The sequence below is a fragment of the Psychromicrobium xiongbiense genome, from assembly GCF_030271165.1.
Classification (GTDB): Bacteria; Actinomycetota; Actinomycetes; order Actinomycetales; family Micrococcaceae; genus Renibacterium; species Renibacterium xiongbiense.
Genome location: NZ_JASSZH010000030.1, coordinates 57,024 through 77,284, shown reverse-complemented (window position 1 = coordinate 77,284; position 20,261 = coordinate 57,024). Strand labels below are relative to the sequence as shown.

19 protein-coding genes are annotated in these 20,261 nt (G+C 66.2%); 13 read left to right on the top strand and 6 right to left on the bottom strand.

From position 1 onward, the window contains the following. Positions 1-10 precede the first annotated feature (10 nt). Complete coding sequence (locus tag QQM37_RS11550; protein ID WP_285727627.1) at positions 11-805, bottom strand: SDR family oxidoreductase; 795 nt, start codon at positions 803-805, stop codon at positions 11-13. Then, positions 789-1,787 carry an NAD(P)-dependent oxidoreductase gene (locus QQM37_RS11545; protein ID WP_285727626.1) on the bottom strand — a complete coding sequence of 333 codons (999 nt, stop codon included), beginning with the start codon at positions 1,785-1,787 and terminating at the stop codon, positions 789-791. Before QQM37_RS11545 ends, QQM37_RS11550 begins: the two co-directional genes overlap by 17 nt. A gap of 40 nt (positions 1,788-1,827) precedes the next feature. On the opposite strand from QQM37_RS11545, the gene QQM37_RS11540 reads away from it, so the two are divergent. Further along, positions 1,828-2,934: a D-2-hydroxyacid dehydrogenase gene (locus tag QQM37_RS11540; RefSeq protein ID WP_285727624.1), complete on the top strand. Its 1,107-nt coding sequence runs from the start codon at positions 1,828-1,830 to the stop codon at positions 2,932-2,934. A 181-nt stretch (positions 2,935-3,115) separates the two neighbouring features. Here the strand turns inward: QQM37_RS11540 and QQM37_RS11535 are convergent, their stop codons facing one another. Continuing rightward, complete coding sequence (locus QQM37_RS11535) at positions 3,116-3,892, bottom strand: IclR family transcriptional regulator (protein WP_285727622.1); 777 nt, start codon at positions 3,890-3,892, stop codon at positions 3,116-3,118. A gap of 102 nt (positions 3,893-3,994) precedes the next feature. Next, positions 3,995-5,062, bottom strand: a complete 1,068-nt coding sequence (locus QQM37_RS11530; protein WP_285727620.1) for an NAD(P)-dependent alcohol dehydrogenase — start codon at positions 5,060-5,062, stop codon at positions 3,995-3,997. 68 nt (positions 5,063-5,130) lie between these two features. Between QQM37_RS11530 and QQM37_RS11525 the strand changes: the two genes are divergently transcribed. Genes QQM37_RS11525 through pabB form a run of 3 tightly spaced genes read left to right on the top strand, consistent with a single transcriptional unit; the run spans position 5,131 to position 8,723 of the window. Beyond that, entirely contained in the window at positions 5,131-5,988 is an 858-nt protein-coding gene (locus tag QQM37_RS11525) for an alpha/beta fold hydrolase (protein WP_285727618.1), read from the top strand. Positions 5,989-6,046: 58 nt separating this feature from the next. After that, complete coding sequence (locus QQM37_RS11520) at positions 6,047-6,577, top strand: low molecular weight protein-tyrosine-phosphatase (protein ID WP_285727615.1); 531 nt, start codon at positions 6,047-6,049, stop codon at positions 6,575-6,577. Next, the gene (gene pabB, locus QQM37_RS11515) at positions 6,570-8,723 is read left to right on the top strand and encodes an aminodeoxychorismate synthase component I (RefSeq protein ID WP_285727613.1); all 2,154 of its coding nucleotides are present in this window, start codon (positions 6,570-6,572) and stop codon (positions 8,721-8,723) included. Before QQM37_RS11520 ends, pabB begins: the two co-directional genes overlap by 8 nt. Before the next feature lie 72 nt (positions 8,724-8,795). On the opposite strand, the gene QQM37_RS11510 is transcribed toward pabB, so the two are convergent. Further along, entirely contained in the window at positions 8,796-9,236 is a 441-nt protein-coding gene (locus QQM37_RS11510) for a GNAT family N-acetyltransferase (RefSeq protein ID WP_285727612.1), read from the bottom strand. 161 nt (positions 9,237-9,397) lie between these two features. On the opposite strand from QQM37_RS11510, the gene QQM37_RS11505 reads away from it, so the two are divergent. Beyond that, on the top strand, positions 9,398-10,474 hold the full coding sequence (locus tag QQM37_RS11505; RefSeq protein WP_285727610.1) for an LLM class flavin-dependent oxidoreductase: 1,077 nt from the start codon (positions 9,398-9,400) through the stop codon (positions 10,472-10,474). A gap of 87 nt (positions 10,475-10,561) precedes the next feature. After that, positions 10,562-11,479: an aminodeoxychorismate lyase gene (locus tag QQM37_RS11500; protein ID WP_285727608.1), complete on the top strand. Its 918-nt coding sequence runs from the start codon at positions 10,562-10,564 to the stop codon at positions 11,477-11,479. On the opposite strand, the gene QQM37_RS11495 is transcribed toward QQM37_RS11500, so the two are convergent. Beyond that, positions 11,472-12,425: a sugar-binding transcriptional regulator gene (locus QQM37_RS11495; RefSeq protein WP_285727607.1), complete on the bottom strand. Its 954-nt coding sequence runs from the start codon at positions 12,423-12,425 to the stop codon at positions 11,472-11,474. The two genes, QQM37_RS11500 and QQM37_RS11495, sit on opposite strands and share 8 nt — an antisense overlap. 146 nt (positions 12,426-12,571) lie before the next feature. Here QQM37_RS11495 and QQM37_RS11490 point away from each other — a divergent pair, with 146 nt between their 5' ends. The 7 genes from QQM37_RS11490 to QQM37_RS11460 all read left to right on the top strand — a co-directional run bounded on the left by QQM37_RS11490 (position 12,572) and on the right by QQM37_RS11460 (position 20,253). Further along, positions 12,572-14,128, top strand: coding sequence for a sugar ABC transporter ATP-binding protein (locus QQM37_RS11490; protein ID WP_285727606.1), 1,557 nt, complete (start codon positions 12,572-12,574; stop codon positions 14,126-14,128). A 22-nt stretch (positions 14,129-14,150) separates the two neighbouring features. Then, positions 14,151-15,134: an ABC transporter permease gene (locus tag QQM37_RS11485; RefSeq protein WP_285727604.1), complete on the top strand. Its 984-nt coding sequence runs from the start codon at positions 14,151-14,153 to the stop codon at positions 15,132-15,134. Positions 15,135-15,202: 68 nt separating this feature from the next. Continuing rightward, a complete protein-coding gene (locus QQM37_RS11480) occupies positions 15,203-16,276 on the top strand; it encodes a substrate-binding domain-containing protein (RefSeq protein ID WP_285727603.1) in 1,074 nt (357 codons plus the stop codon). 86 nt (positions 16,277-16,362) lie between these two features. Then, positions 16,363-17,043: a KpsF/GutQ family sugar-phosphate isomerase gene (locus tag QQM37_RS11475; protein ID WP_285727600.1), complete on the top strand. Its 681-nt coding sequence runs from the start codon at positions 16,363-16,365 to the stop codon at positions 17,041-17,043. Then, positions 17,040-18,509: a xylulokinase gene (gene xylB / locus QQM37_RS11470; protein WP_285727598.1), complete on the top strand. Its 1,470-nt coding sequence runs from the start codon at positions 17,040-17,042 to the stop codon at positions 18,507-18,509. Before QQM37_RS11475 ends, xylB begins: the two co-directional genes overlap by 4 nt. Beyond that, entirely contained in the window at positions 18,509-19,219 is a 711-nt protein-coding gene (locus tag QQM37_RS11465) for a beta/alpha barrel domain-containing protein (RefSeq protein WP_285727597.1), read from the top strand. The genes xylB and QQM37_RS11465 overlap by 1 nt, the downstream gene beginning before the upstream one ends. Beyond that, positions 19,216-20,253 (top strand): NAD(P)-dependent alcohol dehydrogenase, encoded by a 1,038-nt coding sequence (locus tag QQM37_RS11460; RefSeq protein ID WP_285727595.1) that lies wholly within the window; start codon positions 19,216-19,218, stop codon positions 20,251-20,253. The genes QQM37_RS11465 and QQM37_RS11460 overlap by 4 nt, the downstream gene beginning before the upstream one ends. The last annotated feature ends 8 nt before the right edge of the window (positions 20,254-20,261 follow it).

Here is a 20,261-nt window from a genome sequence, read left to right as displayed (position 1 = left end):
CAAACAGGGCTCAGACGACGGCGGTCATGCCGCCATCGATGAAGATCGTCTGACCGTTGACGAAGTTGGAGGCGTCGGAGGCGAGCCAGACGGCGGGGCCGACCAGATCCTCCACGGTGCCCCAGCGAGCAGCAGGCGTCCGGCCGATCACCCAGGAGTTGAAGGCGTCATCGTCCACCAGGTTCTGGGTCATCTCGGTGTGGATGTAGCCCGGCGCCAGGGAATTCACCTGCAGGCCAAAACGCGCCCATTCGGCCGCCATCGCCTTGGTCAGGTTCCGCACGCCACCCTTAGCAGCCGTGTACGGCGCAATGGTGGGCCGGGCGAGTTCGCTCTGCACCGAGCCAATGTTGATGATCTTGCCGCTGCCACGGGTCACCATGGGCCCGGCGACGGCCTGGCCAATCAGGAACAGGCTGCTCAGATCGGTCCGGATGACGCGCTCCCAGTCCGCATAGTCCAGCTCCAGCAGCGGGACGCGGTGCTGAAGGCCGGCATTGTTGACCAGCACATCAGGCACACCCGCCGACTCGATCAGAGCCGCCACGCCTTCGCGCACTTGCTCGGGATCGGTGACATCAAAGGTGGCCGTGACCACGCGGTCCTCGCCGAAGGTCGCGGCGAATTCCCGGGCGGTGGCCTCCACCGTGGCCAGCTGGCGGCCGTGGATCACCACGGTCGCCCCGGCCTCTGCAAGACCACGGGCGATGGCGCGCCCGATGCCGCGGCTGGAGCCGGTGACCAGAGCGAGTTTGCCGCTCAGGTCAAAGCTGACGGTCTGGGTCGTTTCAGTGCTGTCGCTCATCTGTTTCTTTCTCTGACGTTGCTGCTGAATGCTGGGCGGCTGAGTCCTGGGCGTGCTCCACTTCGGCACGCACCACGGACAGGTCCTGGTCTCCGTACCCGTGGTCGATCAGCGAGCGGTACCGGGCGCGGGCAGCGCCGCTGAGCAGGGCATCGGTGCCACTCTCATGGGCTGCCTCGAGGAAGAATCCCAGATCCTTGAACATATAGCGTGCGGCCCCGCGGACGGCGTAGTCCTGTTCCACCAGGCGAGGCCCCAGCACCCGGAGCACGGCCGAATCCGCCAGTCCCCCACCGAGCACTTCGAGCAACTGCGCACCATCCAGCCCGGCACGTTCCGCAACCACCACCGCTTCGGCGAGCGCCGCCGTCGTCAGTCCCACCAACACCTGGTTGCAGGCCTTCGCGAGCGATCCGGCGCCGAGGGCGCCCAGCAAACGCGGGGTTCCCATCGCTTCCAGCACGGGGCGTGCCTGTTCGAAGGCGGCCTCGGTGCCACCGGCCATGATCGAGAGAGTGCCATGGGCGGCGCCCTCCGTGCCGCCGCTGACCGGGGCATCCACCAGTGCGACGCGGCCGTTGCTGAGCTGGGCAAGACGCTTACCCAGACGCACGATGCCGGTCGGCGATACGCTGCTCATCACCACCAGCACGGTGCGCGGCTGGTCCTGAGGGTTCTGGTCCTGATCACTCTCGTCCTGATCGGCATCGGCCGTCACCGTCCAGGCCTCGACCAGGGGGACCAGCAGCTCTTCAATCTGAGGCAGGTCCGGCAGCATCACCATCACCACAGGAGCCGCGGCGGCGTCCTGTACTGCGGCGAGGCGTTGCGCCCCCTCCTGGCTGAGCCGTTCCAGCGCGGGCTCCGAGCGGTTCCAGGCCTGCAGGCGGAAACCGGCCCTCAGAAGGTTCCGCGCCATGGGTTCGCCCATATTGCCCAGGCCGAGGAAGGCCACCGAGGGTGTCTGCTCCATTGCGTTCATAATGTCCAATATACTAGCCAGCTTTCAGTATGATGAACAGATGACAGAGTCTCCGACATCCAGCTCCTCATCCAGCGCCTCGCCGCAGGTGCCGTCGAGCAGCCCCCTGACCATCGCTATCTGCGCCCCCCTCGAAGCAGAGTTCGTGGAGCAGATCCAGCGCAGCGCCCCCGAGGCGACCGTGCTGTACGACCCGGCGCTTCTGCCGCCGGAACGTTTCCCCGCTGACCACTCCGGCGACCCGGCCTTCCAGCGCACCCCGGAGCAGGAGGAACAGTACTGGGCCAATATCCGTCAGGCTGATGCGCTCTACGGCCTGCCCAATGAATCTGCCGCCGGGCTGGCGCGCGCCGTGCGGGAGAACCCGAAGCTGCGCTGGGTCCACGCCATGGCCGCCGGTGCCGGTGGCAGCGTCCGCGCCGCAGAGCTGAGCCCGGAAGAACTCGCCCGGGTCACGGTGACCACCTCCGCCGGGGTCCACGCCCTGCCACTGGCCGAGTTTGCGCTGATGGGCATTCTGAACGGCCTCAAGCGCGTCGCGGACCTGCAGATCGATCAGAAGAACAAGCACTGGCCCACACTGCGCGTCCCCACGCCGCTGGCCTCCGGTTCCCACCTGGTGATTTCCGGCCTCGGCGAAATCGGCATGGAAACCGCCCGCCTCGCCAAGGCCCTCGGCATGAGCGTGAGCGGAAGCAAGCGCGCCGCGGTCGAGCTCGAGGGCATTGAGGAGGTCGTGACCAATGACGGGCTGGGACCGTTGCTGGCCAACGCCGATGCCGTGGTGAACACGCTGCCCGGCACGCCGTACACCGAACACCTCTTCAATGCCGAACTGTTCGCCACACTCAAGCCCGGCGCCATCTTTGTCAACGTGGGCCGCGGGACGGTCGTCGATGAGGAGGCGCTGCTGGCCGCTCTGGAGGATGGCACGGTCTCCTACGCCTGCCTTGACGTCTTCGAGCAGGAGCCGCTGCCGGAATCCAGCCCGCTGTGGGAACACCCGCGCGTACTGGTCTCCCCGCACACCTCAGCGCTGAGCCTGGCAGAGAACCGGCTCATCGCCGAGCGGTTCATCTCCAACCTGGCCAAGTTCCAGGTGGGCGAGCCGCTGCCGCATACCGTGGATCCGGTGTACTTCTACTGACGGAGTTCTGCGATCCCCACGGATTTTGCGAACGATAACGGAAAGAGCACCCGCGATTGCAGGTGCTCAAGAGTGGGGCGCGAGGGACCCGGCGTGGCGCCGCAGGCGACACTCCGGGAGTGCCCCACTCGCCGTTATCGTTCGCGTTTTGGGATGACGCCACTGAGAGTGAATGGGCGGGTCAGTCGACCTGCGCCAGGGACATGGGCGCCCCCAGGGTGCGGGCCAGCTCCTGCAGTTCGACCACCAGCCGACGCTCCAACTCCCGGGTGAAGGTGGCCTTGAGCGCCGTCACGGAAAGACCCAGATTCGCCCCGTGCGTGCCGCGGGTGGGAATCGCCACCCCTACGCAGACCACACCCAGCGTCGATTCCTCATCCTCAAAGGCATAGCCGCGCTCCTGGACTTCTTTCAATGACGCCCGCAGCGCAGCCGGGTCGGTGATCGAGTACTGAGTCAGCGACGGGAGCACCTTCCCCTCCGGGAAGAGTGCTTCCAGGTCCTTCTCATGCAGTCGTGCCAGCAATGCTTTGCCCACGGCGCACAGTGAGGCGGGCATTTTGTCCCCGATATTGGAGGTGAACCGCACGGCAGGATGCCCCTCGTACCTGGCCAGATAGATGACGTTCGCGCCATCGAGCATGGCGATCCGGACGGTCTCATTGACCAGCGTGGGCGACTCTTCACAGAACCGATAGAACTCACGGACATCATCCTGCCGGTCCAGATAGGCGGCACCGAGGTCCACCAATTTACGCCCCAGGCCATAGCCGAGGCCCTGCTTACGCACCAAGGACGCCTCTTCCAAAGCCTGGAGCAGATTGGAGGCGGAGGATTTGGGGATATCCAGCTCGCGGGCCAGATCGCTGAGTGTCATCACGCCAGTGCTGGAGGCAGCCAGTGCGTCCAGCGCCGCTGCGGCGCGGGTAACGGCGGGTGCCGGAGATGCTGTGCTCATGAGACTCACTTTCGGTTGTGTTCAGCATAGTGAACACCATCCGAAAATGCATGCCCGTCGTCGCCGCAGGCCGACCAGCCCAGCGCTGCTCCCCCTCGAGCACTACCCTTCGAGACCCGCGGCGCCCTCAGCGAACGTCGCGGCGTCGATGACGAAGCGATAGCGCACATCGGAAGCCAGCACCCGCTCATAGGCCTGGTTGATCTGAGAGGCCTCAATCACCTCGATCTGAGCCCCCAGGCCGTGCTCGGCACAGAAGTCCAGCATCTCCTGGGTCTCCCGGATGCCGCCGATGCAGGATCCGGCAAACGACCGGCGGCCGGTGATCAGGGCGAAGGCATTCACCGGCAGCGGCTCACCCGGAGCCCCGACATTGACCAGCGTCCCGCCGATAGCCAGCAACATCAGATAGGCGCTGATGTCCAGCACCGCGCTGACGGTATTGATGATCAGGTCAAAACTGCCCGCCAGCTGGGCAAAGGTCTCCGGATCGCTGGTCGCGTAGTAGTGGTCCGCACCCAGCCGCAGTCCGTCATCGCGCTTGTTCAGCGTCTGCGAGAGCACTGTGACCTCGGCACCCATGGCATGTGCCAGCTGCACCGCCATATGCCCCAGCCCGCCCAGGCCGATGACGGCCACCCGGGTCCCGGGGCCAGCACCCCAGTGCCGCAGCGGTGAGTAGGTGGTGATGCCGGCGCAGAGCAGGGGCGCGGCGACGTCGAGCGCCAGGGACTCCGGAATACGCACCACAAAATTCTCCGTGACCACAACGTGCGTCGAGTACCCGCCCTGGGTCACCGTTCCATCGCGGTCCACCGAACCGTAGGTGCCGATGTTGCCCACCAGGCAGTACTGCTCCTCACCGGCCAGGCAGCTGGTGCATTCACCACAGGAGTTGACCATGCAGCCCACACCCACCCGGTCCCCCACCGCATGGCTGGTGACCGCCGACCCGACGGCCGTGACGACGCCGGCAATCTCGTGTCCGGGAGCCAACGGGTACTGCTGCGGGCCCCAGTCACCGCGCACGGTGTGGATGTCCGAGTGGCAGATCCCGGCGAATTTGATCTCGATCAGCACATCATGCTCACCCAGATCACGGCGGACGACGGTGCTGGGCACCAGAGGTTCGGCGGCAGAGGGCGCGGCATAGGCGTTGACGGTCAGCATGGGAACTCCTTGAGTCACGGGTGGCGCAGCGTCGAGTGCACCTGTCCCTCTCACGATACGTTTGTTCGATGCGCTCCCTCTACCTCCAGCCACATGCCCCTTTCGGTTCCCGGCCCGTCCCGCCCGGCGTCGACATCGCGGGCCTTCCGGCCAGGGTCGGCACGCTGACCGCCCTGCACGCCGAGCCGCAGAACGCGCTGGGGACTGTGCTCTTCGTGCCGGGATTCACCGGGTCCAAGGAGGATTTCCTTGACTTCGTGCCCCTGCTGGCCGCCCGCGGCTGGAATGCCTGGGCCTACAGCCAGCGTGGACAGGCGGATTCGGCGGCTCCTGCGGGAGTGGACAGTTATGCGCTGGAGAAACTGGCGGCCGATGCCGTCGAGCTGGCCGCGATGGTCAGCCAGACTCCGGTGCATCTGGTCGGGCACAGCATGGGCGGGGTGGTGGCCGTGGAAGCCGCCATTGCCGCACCCGAACGGTTCCGCAGCCTGACGCTGCTCTGCTCCGGCCCACATGGCTGGCCGGAGCGGCTTCAGGAGACCACGGACGTGATCTCTGCGGGCGGCAGCCTGGGACTCTGGGAACACGATAATCCGGGCCTGCTGGAGGCTACCGATGAGGAACTCGGGTCCGAGGCCGCCTTCTACCGGCTGCGCGCCACCCACACCTCCAGCGAGAACCTGCTGGCCACGGCCGGCATCCTGCGCCACCATGTGGATCGGAGCGAGGCCCTTCGCGCCACGGGCCTTCCCGTGCTGATAACCCACGGCGAGGATGATCAGGCCTGGCCGCAGGACTGGCAACGGCAGATGGCGGAGGCGATCGGCGCGCCATACCGGATCATCCCGGGCGGGGCGCATTCCCCGCAGCGTGAATCGCCCCAGGCCACCGCGAACACCCTGGATGCGTTCTGGCGCTCAGTCTGAGGGCTCGGTCTGAGGGCTCATCCGGGCGCCGGAATATCGGGCTGAGTACAGTGGGGGCATGACTTCTCCCTATCGGATCGTCACGGTGTGCACCGGCAATATCTGCCGTTCCCCGATGGCGGAGTTCATGCTCCGGCAGGCGCTTGATGCCGCCGGGCTCGGCAGCCGGGTCGAGGTCGACTCGGCCGGCACCACCGACTGGGAACGGGGCAATCCGATCGACCCACGGTCCGCCAGGGTGCTCAGATCCCATGGGGTGGACGATGCCGCCGGGCATCGGGCCCGGAAGATCACCGAGGCCGATCTGGCCGGAAGCGAGCTGGTGCTGGCGCTTGATACCGATCACCTCGACTGGTTGCTCCGCCAGGCCTCCGCAGCGGACCGGCACAAAATACGTCTTCTACGCGAGTTCGATCCTGATGCCGAGCCGGCTGCTGATCCGGCGGAACTCGGCATCGCGGACCCCTGGTACGGCACCGCCGAGGACTTCGACCAAACCTACCGGCTGATCGCGGCAGCGCTGCCCGGCATCGTGCGCCACGTCTCAGAACGCATGAGCACCCAACCCGGAACCGGTCAGCATGCTTAAGCCCCGGCCAGTCATCATCGCCATCGACGGCCGCTCCGGTGCCGGCAAAACCTCGCTGGCCGTGGAATTGGCCGCTCTGCTCCGCGAGCACCGCACCGTCTCGCTCTTCCACCTGGAGGATGTTTACCCGGGCTGGAATGGCCTGCAGGCCGGCATCCGCCGCTATGTGGACACCGTTCTGACTCCGCTGCGCGCGGGGGAGGAAGCCGTCTGGACGGCCTGGGACTGGGAGACCCATTTTGATGCGGGCACACATACCACCGCCCCGGCACAGGTCGTGGTGGTGGAGGGTGTGGGCGCCGGGACTGCTCAGGCCCGCGGACTGCTGGACGCCGTCATCTGGCTGGATGCGCCCGATGACGTCCGGAAGGAGCGCGCTCTGGCCCGCGATGGCGACACCTACGCTCCGCACTGGGATGTCTGGACCACTCAGGAAGCCGAGTTACTGGCCCAGGATCATCCCCGCGACCATGCGCAGGTGATCGTTAACTCCCCCGCCACAGCGGCACAGGTGCTCCGTGGACTCTGTGCCCTTCCCGCCCTGGACCCGATACTGACGCCCGAGCGGCACAGGCTGGCCAGTAACCCCGTGCTGAGGACGGCGATCCCCTTCTCGCCCGGGGCGCTGGATGTGGGTCTCACCCATCCGGGTGAGACTCTCTTTTCCGCCCTGTTTGCGGACTCGCCTCGGGCGATCTGGCTGGACAGCTCCAACTATTCCCCCGAGTCCGGGCCCGGAGCCCGGAACCGGTACTCGATTCTGGCGGACGATTCCGGCCCGTTCGGGGCCTCCGCCGAGCACACCGACGGCCTCACCACCTTTCGTCACCACGGGGTGAGCGTCAGGACCGAAGGCGGCTTCCTTGACTGGCTCGACACTCAGTGGATGCCGCAGCGGCCGGCCCCGGCAGACCTCAGGTCCCCGGATCTTCCTGGCCATCCTGTGAGCCCCGGCCATCCTGTGAGCCCTGGCGGCATCGGCTGGCTGGGCTATCTGGGTTACGAACTCAAGCGGGAAACCGGGGCACTGGGCAGCCGCATGCTCGGGCCCCAGGAGCAACCCGAAAAACCTGCGAGCGCAAGCGACGCCGGGCCGGAGCTCAGCCGGGACGCCACACGGCCTAGCGCCCCAGCGGACGCCGCCCTGATCTTTGCTGGTCGCGGCATCGTGCTGGACCACCATGAGGACGTGGCCTATGCGGTCAGCCTGGACAGCGGTAATCCGGCCGATCATTCCGCCTGGGTAGAGCAGGTCCGCCGGGCGCTGGATCAGCCGCTTCCGCCACAGCAACCGACCCAGGCCGGGAGAGCAGCTGCCGTGCGCGATTCCGCGGCGGAATACCGTGCCAAGGTAGAGGCGGCCCAGCAGGAGATCGCTGAAGGCAACAGCTACGAGGTCTGCCTCACCACCGAGGTCACCTTCTCTCTGGCGCAGGATCCCTTTGAGGTGTACCGGGCATTGCGTCGGGCCAGCCCGGCACCCTTTGCCGCCTTCCTGCGCTTCGGAGAGACCTCCGTGTTGAGCACCTCCCCGGAACGGTTGCTGGCGCTCACCGTCGATGGCGCCCTCCGAGCCGAGCCGATCAAGGGCACCCGGGCGCGCGGGGCTGATCCTGCCGCCGATCAGCGGCTGCGCCTTGAACTTGCCGACTCGGCCAAGGACCGGGCGGAAAACCTGATGATCGTGGATCTGATGCGCAATGACCTCTCACAGGTCGCAGTGCCGGGAAGCCTGCGGGTCAGTCGGCTCTTCGCCATCGAAAGCTATGCCTCCGTGCACCAGATGGTCAGCACCGTGGAGGCACAGCTGGCACCCGGAGTCTCCCCGTTGGAGGCGGTGCGTGCCACCTTCCCGGCGGGTTCGATGACGGGCGCACCCAAGATCAGCACCATGACCATTCTGGAGGAGCTGGAGGCGACCGACCGGGGCCCGTACTCCGGGGTGATCGGCTATCTGGCGCAGGATGGCGGCGTCGACCTCTCCGTGCTGATCCGTACCGTGGTGCTGCACGGCGGGCTGGCCAGCCTGGGGGTGGGCGGGGCTGTCACGGCGGATTCGACGCCCGAGGCCGAGTGGCAGGAAGTCCAGACCAAGGCGCGGGCGGTGCTGGGTGCCGTCGGGCTGGAGTTCCCCGCCTCGCATTGAAGGCGCGCTAACCGCGAGCCGGCGCCGAGTGGTGACGTAACGCCCTCAACCGGCTGGTTTGAGGGCGTTACGTCACCACTCGGCAGCAACCATGAAGACGTCCACCGGGTCCTCGGATTCCAGGACAAAGCCTTGGCGTGCGTACAGGCGGCGGGCTGCACTGCCCTGGAGCACATTGAGCCGGAAAGGCCGTCCGTGCGAATGCTCCGCCATCACCCGCTGCAGCACCGCCGACCCCACCCCCTGCCCCTGGAACTCCGGGGCGAGATAAAAGTGTTCGATCCACCACGCATCGGGCTCCGGCCGGACAGCGATGACGCCAGCGTCCCGCCGGTTGACGACCACCACGGAGGTGTTGCCCGGCTGGAATGCGGTCAGAAAGCGCTCCCTGACGCGCACGGGATCCCAGCGTCCGAGCCGTTCCAGATCCGGACGCATGACGACGGCGCGCAGCTCAGCGATCCAGGCGGCATCGGCAGCCAAGGCGGGGCGAAGCGAGAATTCGACGGGCACGTAACCATCTAACCGCGAACTGCTGCCGAGTGGTGACGTAACGCCCTCAACCCAGCCGGTTGAGGGCGTTACGTCACCACTCGGCAGCAGCAATCGCGGGTGTGAAACCTCTCCCAGGAGCTACCGGGAATAGTGCATGCAAACGCATGGTTCGCAGGGGTATGAAAGCATTTGGTTTCCTCTCCTTTGGCCACTATGGCCCGGGCAGAGGTTCACAGACCGTCACCGCCAAGGACTCGCTGCTCCAGGCCATCGACCTGGCCGCCGCTGCCGAGGAGATCGGCGTCAACGGCGCCTATTTCCGGGTGCACCACTTTGCCACCCAGCAGGCCGCGCCGATCCCGCTGCTGAGCGCCATCGCCGCGCGGACCTCACGCATTGAGGTCGGCACCGGAGTGATTGATCTGCGCTATGAAAATCCGCTCTATCTGGCCGAGGAGGCCGCCGCCCTGGATCTGATCAGCGACGGCAGACTGGCGCTCGGCATGAGCCGTGGTTCACCCGAGACGGCGGAGCGAGGCTACGAGGCCTTCGGCTACACCGGGACCAACGCCAACGGCGAGGATCCCAAGGGCGCCACACTAGCCCGCGAGAAATTTGAGCTCTTCCTGGCCGCGATCGATGGTGAAGGCGTGGCCCCGGTCAACCGGAGCATGAACTCGATGGGCAGCGGCATACTGGGCAGCAATTCCATGCTGCGGGTGGAACCGCATTCGCCCAGCCTGCGCAAGCACGTCTGGTGGGGCTCCGGCACCCGGGAGACCGCGGAATGGGCCGGAACCCAGGGGGTGAACCTGATGTCCTCCACCCTGCTGACGGAGGATGGCGGCGTGCCCTTCCACGAGCTCCAGGCCGAGCAGATCCGCCGCTACCGGCAGGCCTGGCAGGCGGCCGGGCACCAAGGTACTCCGCGCGTCTCGGTCAGTCGAAGCATCTTCCCGATTACCAGCGACCTGGACCGGCTCTACTTCGGCCAGACCGACCGGGACCAGGTGGGCGTCATCGACGGTCTCCGGTCCACCTTCGGCAAAAGCTACGCCGCCGAGCCGGACCGGCTGGTCGAGGAGCTGCTGAAGGACACGGCCATCGCCGAGGCGGACACGCTCATGCTCACGGTGCCCACCCAGTTGGGTGTTGAGTACAACGCTCATGTTCTGTCGACCTTCGCCGAACAGGTGGCCCCCGCGCTCGGCTGGAAGCCCAATACCGAGGGACCGGTGGAGGGATATCCGATCTGATCGGTTTTCGGTGCGGTCTTTCGGGGCGGGCGCCTGATACGCCCCGCCCCGAATCAGTGCGGTTGAGCTTGCGGTTAAGCTTCTGATATGGCCAATACTGCAGTGACCCAGCTTGTTTTTCTTGACGACGCGTTCCCGGAAGGCCGCCTGGCGGATTCTGCCGTGCCGCAGCTTTTCGCGACCGATCTGGGCGCCACCCGTGGCGACGGCGTCTTCGAATCCCTGCTGGCCATCGACGGGCACGCCCGCAAGGTCGCCGCGCATCTGGATCGTCTGGCGTCCTCCGCCCGGATGATGGACCTGTCGATGCCGGACCCCGAGCGCTGGCGGGCTGCCATCGGCACCGGGCTGGAGGCCTGGGCGGCCGCAACCACCGCCGAGTCCGCAGACCTCCCCACCGCCGTCGTCAAGCTCCTGCTCACTCGCGGGGTAGAGGGCAGCGGGAAGCCTACCGCCTGGGTTCAGGTCTCCGCGGTCCCCGCAGCGGGCGCCATCCAGCGCGAAAAGGGCCTGGACGTGCTGCTACTGGACCGCGGCTACGATTCCGAGCTTGCGGCGCGCGCGCCCTGGCTGCTGCTGGGCGCCAAGACCCTCTCCTACGCGGTGAATATGGCGGCGCTGCGCTACGCACACCAGCAGGGCGCCGATGACGTCATCTTCACCAGCGCCGACGGCCGGGTTCTGGAAGGCCCCACCTCCTCGGTGCTGATCGCCCGGGTGGAGACCCGCGATGGCCAACCGGTAAAACACCTGGTGACCCCTCAGCTCGATGCCGGAATCCTGCCCGGCACCACGCAGGGCGCACTGTTCGCGGCCGCCCAACAGCAGGGTTGGGTGCTGGGATACGGTCCGCTGGTGCCGCAGGATCTGTTCCAGGCCGATGCGCTCTGGCTGGTGTCGAGCATTCGAGGCCTTGCCCCGATCCGGACGCTCGATGGTCGTGAGGTCGCCACCCATGCTGCACTGACGGCGGAGCTGAACTCACTTTTCGACGCGATCAACTGAGCGCCGCCCTCCCAACCGGTGGGAGGGCGAGGAGAGTCTCCGCAAGCGACACATCCGTGACCAAAGACGTGAATAGCCGGGCCTCGATAGCCGCGCGCATGGCCTTGGCCTTGGAGGCACCGCCACCTACCGCGATCACCTCCGGCACCTTGCGCAACTCATCCGCCCGGATCGCGACGGTCCGCTCGTCCAGGGTCGTGATGATCGTTCCATCGGCGGAGAACAGCGTAGCCGCGACGTCCCCCAGAACCCCCTCCGCCATAAGGCTTTCGCTGATGCCCAGCTCCTTCGTCGCGTCATAGAACTGGGAGTTTGGCGGGCTCCAGTTGCCCACCGCCACCACGCCCTTGGTCACTCGGGGGAACTGCCGGGTGGTCTCCCGGATCACCGGGTCCTGCAGCAGCGCGCGGGCCGCGGAAGCATCATGCAAAACCAGCGGCGCAAAAATCGGCCACACCCGGCCGCCCGCGGCCCGCTGCGCCTGCCGGACGATCTCCACTCCGTCCTGCGGCCGCTGACCGGCCACTCCACCCAGTGCCACGACGTCGCAGCGCGGCAAGGAGGTCAGCGCCTGAACGGTCGCCTGAACGGTGCGCCCGGAGGTCAGGCCGATGACGTCGCCCGGCTCCACAATTTCCTGCAGCAGCTGGGCAGCCGCCCGGCCCACATAGTCGCGGATGGCGTCATCGGAGTCCCCGGGAGTCACCGCCACAATGGCCCGACGCAGGCCGAAACGGTGCTGGAGGGCAACGGATAAGTCCGAGTCGATCAGCCCGTCCGTGTCGAACTCGAAGCGGACGATCCCCAGGGACTTGGCCCGCTTCAACATGCGAGCCACCTTGAACCGGGACTCTCCGATTTCCTCAGCAATCTCCGACTGCGACACATCGCTCACGTAGTAGCGCTTGGCCACATAGGCCATTTTGACGAGTTCATCCGGTCCCATGTGTTCCCCTTTGCGTCCACGTACAGCAGATCATACATCTATGTGTCGCTCAAATGAGCGCCAGTGTTGCACAAATGGAGTGACGTTTCTTACAGTCAGGACTACAGCAGACACGGGCGAGGGCGCCCGTGGCGGAAAGAATGGAAATGACCAGCGCAAAGACGAGCTCGGATCAGGAGATGGGTGCGGAACGCGAACCCAACAGACCCGCAACTCTCGAATGCTTCGATATCAAGAAGTCGTTCGGTGGCGTACCGGTGCTGAAGGGAGTCTCACTCCACCTCCAGCCGGGGACCATCACCGCCCTGGCCGGCGAAAATGGGGCAGGTAAGTCCACCCTCATGAAAATCGCCTCGGGACAGTACCGTCCCGACAGTGGCCACGTTCTGGTTCGCGGCCAGGATCTCCCCTCGGGCAATGCCCAGGCGGCCTACCGACTGGGAGTGAGCATCGTTCCGCAGGAACTCGCCTCCATGCCGGACCTGACCGTCTACGAGAACATCTTCATCGGACGCGAAATCCGCGGAATATTCGGTCTGGACCGCAAGGCCATGATCGATCAGGCCCGCCAGAGCCTGGAGGAATTCCGCCTCAAAGTCTCACCGACCGCCCGGATGGGCACTCTCCCGGTCGGCGTACGCCAGATCATCGAGATCATCAAGGCCACCAACACTGGCGCCCGGGTCATTCTGCTCGATGAGCCCTCCAGCGCCATCGCCGAGCAGGAAGTCGCCCATCTGATCGAGGTCATGCGGGCCCTGCGGGACCGCGGTGTGGCACTGCTCTTCACGACCCACAAGATGGAAGAGATCCGCGAGGTCGCGGACCGCGTGGTGGTCCTGCGCGATGGCGGCCTGGTGCTCGATGAGCCGTTGTCCAAGCTCAGCGATGACGACATCGTCACCGCGATGATCGGCCGCGAGCTCGAGGACCTGTTCCCGGACCGGAATGTGCCCGGCGACGACGTGATTCTGGAAGTCGAAGGCCTCCAGGTGGCCGGAGCCAACGGGCCGGTCTCCTTCACCATCCGCAAGGGTGAAGTCCTCGGGCTGGCCGGCCTGGTGGGCGCGGGCCGTTCCGAGCTCCTGGAGTCGATCTTCGGCGTCCGTAAGCATCATGGCGGCACCATCCGGGTCGGCGGCAAAACGGTCCGCCCCAACTCTCCGGCTTCCGCCATCGCCAACAAGATCGCCATCGTGCCGGAAGACCGCAAGGGCGCCGGCGCGGTGCTCTCCATGAACGTGTTGGACAACGGCAGCCTGCCCCGGCTCTCGGACTTCGCCACCGCGGGAATCCTGAAGCAGGGCGCCCGGCGGTCCGCGGTCCGCGAGGCCACCGACTCTGTGCACCTGCGCAGTCGTGGCCTGGGGCAGAGCATGGAAACCCTCTCCGGTGGCAATCAGCAGAAGGTCGTCCTGGCTCGCTGGCTGACCGGCCCGGTGGACATTCTGCTGCTGGACGAACCGACCCGCGGCGTCGACGTCGGCGCCCGGAGCGAGATCTACCAGATCATCGTGGACCTGGCAGCGCAGGGAATGGCTGTACTGATGGCCTCCAGCGATATGCCCGAAGTGCTCAGTCTGGCCCACCGGGCCATGGTCATGCGTGGCGGTGAAATGGTCGGCGAACTCACCCGAGACGACCTTGACGATGCCGATGTGCAGGACCGCATTTTCCGTCTGGCCAGCGGCCTGGCCTCCTGATAAGCGAAGGAACCCTACAACCATGACCACTGCAACGGCAGCCCCGGCGCCATCCCGCTTCGGAAAGGCGTGGCTCTCCAACCTCGCCATCCGCTACGCGATGGTGCTCGTCCTCCTCGTCCTCATCGCGTTCTTCCTCTACCGCAGCGCCCGCTTCGGCACGGTGGAAAACGTCGTCACCATCCTGATCGCGGCCGCTCCGTTCGCCCTGATCGCCCTGGGCCAGACGCTCGTGATCCTCACCGGCGGCATTGATCTTTCAGTGGGCAGCGTCATCGCGCTCAGTGCGATGTCCGCTGCGCTCTACGCCAAGGCCAATCCCGATCAGATCTGGATGGCCGTCGTGGTCGCCGTCCTGGTCGGCCTGCTCGCCGGGGCCATCAATGGCGCCATCATCTCGCTGATCAACGTCCCGCCGTTCATCGCCACCCTTGGCATGCTGACCCTGGCCTCCGGTCTGGCATACGTTGTGGGCAATGGTGCCCCGATCAACGGCTTGCCCAAGTCCTTCGGGCTGATCGCCAACACGCAGATCCTCGGCCTGACCATCCCGGTACTACTGATGATCGTCGGCATCATCGTCTTCGGTCTGATGATGCGCCGCACCACCTATGGCCTGCGGATCTATGCGATTGGCGGCAACCGGCTTGCCTCTGAGATTGCCGGCATCAAAACGGGTCGTGTTCTGTTCAGCGTCTATGCCATCAGCGGTGCCCTCGCCGGGCTCTCCGGCATCATGCTGGCCTCCCGCGTGATCAGCGGCTCACCTTCGCTGGGCCAGGGCTACGAACTCGACGCCATCGCCGCAGTCGTCATCGGCGGCGCGAGCCTGATGGGTGGCCGAGGCACGATCTGGGGCACCGCACTGGGCCTGCTGCTGATCCAGACCCTCAACAACGGCCTGGATATCCTCACCGTTCCCGCCTACTGGCAGAACGTCATCAAGGGCGTGCTGATCGTGGCCGCCGTCGCCGTGGACGTCTGGGCCAGCAAGCGCAGGACCTGAGCCGCTGCCCGGCATTCTCACATTTTTACCTTTTCCTGCAATACACCACGTTGAACCAAGGAGAGTTCATGAAACTGACCAACATCTCGCGCCGCAGCGTTGCGGCCCTCGTCATCGGGGCCGTCGCCCTGGGCCTCAGCGCCTGTGGCGCAGGCGATCCCAGCGCGCAGCAGAACAACAGCGCCGGTGGGCCGAAGCACCTGAAGATCGGCGTCACCGTCTACAACATGTCGTCCTTCATCACGGCCGGCAAAGAAGGCATGGAGCAGTACGCCAAGGACAACAACATCGAGCTGCTCTGGAACTCGGCCAATAATGATGTCTCCACCCAGGCCAGTCAGGTGGATCAGTACATCAACGCCAAGGTGGACGCGATCATCGTCGTCCCGGTGCAGCAGGACTCGCTGCAGCCGCAGGTCTCGGCCGCAAAGGCAGCCAACATTCCGCTGCTGGACGTCAACGCCTCGCTGAACAACAAGGAGGTTGCCGGCAGCGTTCAGCCCGATGACGTCGCGGCAGGCTCCCAGGAAGCCGAGATGATGATGAAGAAGCTCGGCAACAAGGGCAATGTGGTGGTTCTTCAGGGGCCACTGGGCGGTTCCGCTGAAATCAACCGTGGCAAGGGCATCGATCTGGTGCTGGCGAAGAACCCCAACGTCAAGGTCCTGGCCAAGGACACGGCCAACTGGTCCCGTGAAGAGGCCGTGAACAAGATGAAGAACTGGATCTCCGCTTTTGGCGACAAGATCGACGGCGTCATCTCCGAGAACGACGATATGGGTCTGGGCGCCGTGCAGGCACTCCGCGAAGCCGGCAAATCCGTTCCAGTGGTCGGCATCGACGGCATCGAAGACGGACTGAACGCCGTCAAGAGCGGTGACTTCATCGGCACCTCGCTGCAGCACGGCACCATCGAGCTGTCCGCCGGCCTGGCCACCGCCGCCGCCATCGCACGCGGTGAAACTGTCAAGAAGGAGGGCACCTACATCATGCCCGCCGTCACCAAGGACAATGTGGACGCCGTTCTGAAGAACGTGGTCACGGACAAGGCCACGCTGCTGAAGAACCTGACCGCCATGACCGCCGACAACCTCAAGACCGGCAACCTCGCCTACGAGGGTCTCCCGGGCCAGACCAAGTAGTCCACCCAGCACTACTCATCCATGGCGGGTCTGGGGTCACTGTGGCCCCGGACCCGCCGTCTGGAAGGAATTGAAGGAACCCAACGATGGCCAGCACGCCATACCCGCCCGTGAGTAGCGACGAGCTTCTGTCCGCCGCCCGGGAGTTCATCCGCCGCGAGGCGCAGGCCCTGACGAACCTCCCCGAACAGCTCGATGGGAGCTTTGCCCGGGCCGTCACGGCCATCCTGTGCCTTCACGGCAAGGTCATCACCACCGGGACCGGTACCTCAGGCATCATGGCCGAGCGCCTGGCCCACCTCCTGGCCGTCACCGGGACACCGGCGTTCTACCTTCCCTGCCTGGACGCCCTGCACGGCGGCATGGGGTCGATCACCCCGGAGGACCTCGTCATCGCGCTCTCCAAAGGCGGTGAGTCCGCGGAGCTGGTGGAGCTGGTCAGCAGGCTGCGGGAGCGTCAGGTGCGGGTTTTCGCGATCACCGAACGCCCGGAATCCTCCTTCGCCCAGGCCGCAGAAGATGTGGTGACCGTCCGGACCGAACCCGCCGATGCCGATGCCGGCGGCCTGATCGCGATGGGCTCGACTCTCGTGGCGGGCGCCTGGGGAGACGCATTGGCCTATGTGCTGATGGCCGTGCGCGGGCACAGCTGGGAGGAAGTCGTGGACGTTCACCCTGGCGGCATCGTGGGTCAACAGACGGAGCTGCCCGAGCGGCTCGATTTTTCCGGCGGCTCTTCCGTCGATTTTTCCGGCGGTGGCGCATGAGCCGCCGACTGGTGGCCGGCGTGGATTCGTCCACCCAGTCCTGCAAGGTCCAGTTGCGTGACGCCCAGGACGGTCAGCTCCTCGCCTCCGGCTCTGCACCACATCCTCAGACCTTCCCGCCGAACAGCGAACAGGACCCTCAGGCCTGGTGGGAAGCATTCACGATGGCGTTCCGCACCGCTCTGGCTCAGCCCGAGGTCCACGGTGGGAGGGTGGTGGCCATTTCGGTGGCCGGTCAGTGCCACGGCATGGTCCCGCTGGACGCCGACGGACAGGTGATCCGCCTGGCCAAGCTCTGGAATGACACGACGACGGCGGCGGAGCTGGCACGTCTGCGGCAACGGATCGGGGACCTCGCCTTCCTCAACGCCGTGGGATCCCTGCCGACGCCGGCCTTCACCATCGCCAAACTGGCCTGGCTGGCCGAGCACGAGCCCGGCAACTTCGCCCGGCTGGAGCAGATTCTCCTGCCGCACGACTATCTGACCTTCCGACTCACCGGACGCTATGTCACGGACCGCTCCGAAGCCTCCGGCACCGGCTACTACGATGCCCGGGCCAACCGGTACCTCCCCGAATTTCTCGATCTCATCGCCCCGCGTGACTGGGCGAACCTACTGCCCGAGGTGCTCGGGCCGGAGGCGGTGGCCGGCGAGGTCCTGCCGGAGGTCGTCCGGGAACTGGGCCTGTCCGGGACCGTTCTGGTGGGCGCTGGCGGCGGTGACCAGCATGCAGCCGCGCTGGGCCTGGGCGTCCAGCCGGGTGACATCGTCTATTCCTTTGGCACCTCCGGTGTGGTCTCGACCGTCCATCCGGAGGCGGTCTACGACGCCGAAGGGTTCGTCAACGGTGTGGCAGATATGACGGACGGCTTCATGCCCCTGGTCTGCACCATGAATGCCAGCAAGGTCACGGACACCTTCACCCGGCTGCTCGGCGTCGACCATGCGGAGCTGTCCCGGCTGGCCCTGACCGCTTCGGATGGTCACGGCCCCATTCTGGCCGCATTCCTGGACGGCGAGCGCAGCCCGGACCGCCCGGAGGCCACCGGGACCATCACCGGACTCACGACGGCGACCAGCCGGGAAGAGCTGGCGCGCTCGGCTTATGAAGGGGTCATCTTCGGCCTGTACCGCGGCCAGGAAAATCTGGAGCGTCTGGGTGTGGACGTCCGCTCCGGGCGGGTCCTCGCGGTGGGCGGGGGCGCGCGCTCGGCGGCTTACACTCAGTTTCTGGCCGATACGGTGGACCGGCCGGTTCTGCTTCCTGGCGAAGGCGAGGCCACGGCCAGGGGTGCGGCGGTGCAGGCTGCCGCGGTGGCCGCCGGGCGCAGGGTGGTGGAGGTCAGGGATGCCTGGTCGCCTGCCACGAGTTGCGCGGCAGAGCCGCGCGGCCGCAGCGTTCGAGAGCCCTATGAGCGTTATCTTGCCCTGGCCAGCACCACCTCGCTGGACCGGCGAGCCTGATGTCCGCAGAGCAGAGCGGAGCGGGCGATGGCGTGACGCTGGCTCCCTGGAGCACCTCGGTGCCGAAGGGGCGGCTGGCGGGCAGCCTGTTCGCCGTGCCGCCTGCGCATCGCCTCGAGGCTGCGCGCCTGCTGGACGCTCAGGGACACCGTATTCACGCGGATTTCATTCTGAGCGCATCCGGCGAACATCGCGGCGTGACGCCGGAGTCTGTGCAGATCATTCGCCAGGAATGCCCTTCCGCCGTTATCGATGTCCACCTCATCCCTCCCCCTGGCACCCCTGATGCCCATATTCAGGACGCAGCGAGGGAGTGCATCGAGGCTGCGCACCGATCCGGTGCGGCGCTGATCGTGGTGCCCGAGGTCCTGACCGGGCTCCCTTCACTCACCGATGCGATCAGCAGTTACCGGAAGTCGGGTGGGCAGCTCTGGAGAGAAGTTGCTCCGGGCGACGACGACGTGCCCCCGCAGTACGTGGACGGCGCGCTGATCATGCTCATTCCGCCAGGAACAGTGGGACAGGCGGATCCGTCCCTGCTGGAGCGCGTCCCCTGCTGGCGAGAACACCTCCCGGTAGCGGTGGACGGCGGGGTCACCGAGCGGATCGCCCACCAGGCGCTTGCTGCAGAAGTCAGTCTGATAGTGGCAGGACGGTCTCTTTTCCGGGCCCAACGCCACCACCTACAACGAGAAAGGAAACCACAATGACAACCAACACCATTGCACCGACCATGCGCACCAGCGTCCTGACCGGTGTGAAAAGCCTGGAGATCGAGGACCGCGAGGTTCCGGTACCCGGAGCCGGAGAGGTCCTGATCCGGGTCAGCGCGGTAGGTGTGTGCGGCTCCGACGTTCACTATTATCGTCATGGCCGGATCGGCGACTTCGTGGTGGATGGCCCTCTCGTCCTCGGTCACGAGCTCTCCGGGCGGATCGCTGCGGTAGGCGCGGACGTCGATCCCTCCCGGGCGGGACAGCGCGTCGCCGTCGAGCCCCAGCGCCCCTGCGGGAAGTGCCGCGAATGCCGGGGCGGTGCCTATAACCTGTGCCCGAACATGGAGTTCTACGCCACCCCGCCGATCGACGGGGCCTTCGCCGAGTACGTCCTGATCCAGGACGCCTTCGCCCACGCCATCCCGGACAACGTTTCGGATGAGGCCGCGGCGCTCCTGGAGCCGCTCTCCGTGGCCATCGCCACCATGCGCAAGGCCCATGTGGTGCCGGGATCCAGCGTGCTGATCGCCGGTGCCGGCCCGATCGGCATCATCTGTGCCCAGGCGGCCAGGGCTTTCGGTGCCGCGGAGATCATCGTGACGGATCTGGTGGAGGAACGCCGCCAGCGGGCGCTGAGCTATGGTGCCACCGCCGTCATCGACCCCTCGGTCACCGACGTCGCCACGGCCGGGCTGGACGTCAACGCGTTCATCGACGCCAGCGGTGCCCCGCGAGCCGTGTTCTCCGGGATCAAGGCGGTCCGTCCGGGCGGCTACGCCGTCCTGGTGGGCCTAGGCAACTCGGAGATGTCCCTGCCCGTTGAGCACATCCAGAACTACGAAATCTCGGTGACCGGGATCTTCCGGTACACCGATACCTGGCCGGCCGCCATCCATCTGGTGGCCTCCGGTGCCGTGGACCTCGATTCCCTGGTGACCGGGAAATTCGGCCTCGATCAGGTGGCGGAGGCGCTGGACAGCGACCTTGACCCTGATTCGCTCAAATCCATTGTTTACCCCTCGAACTGACAGGAACC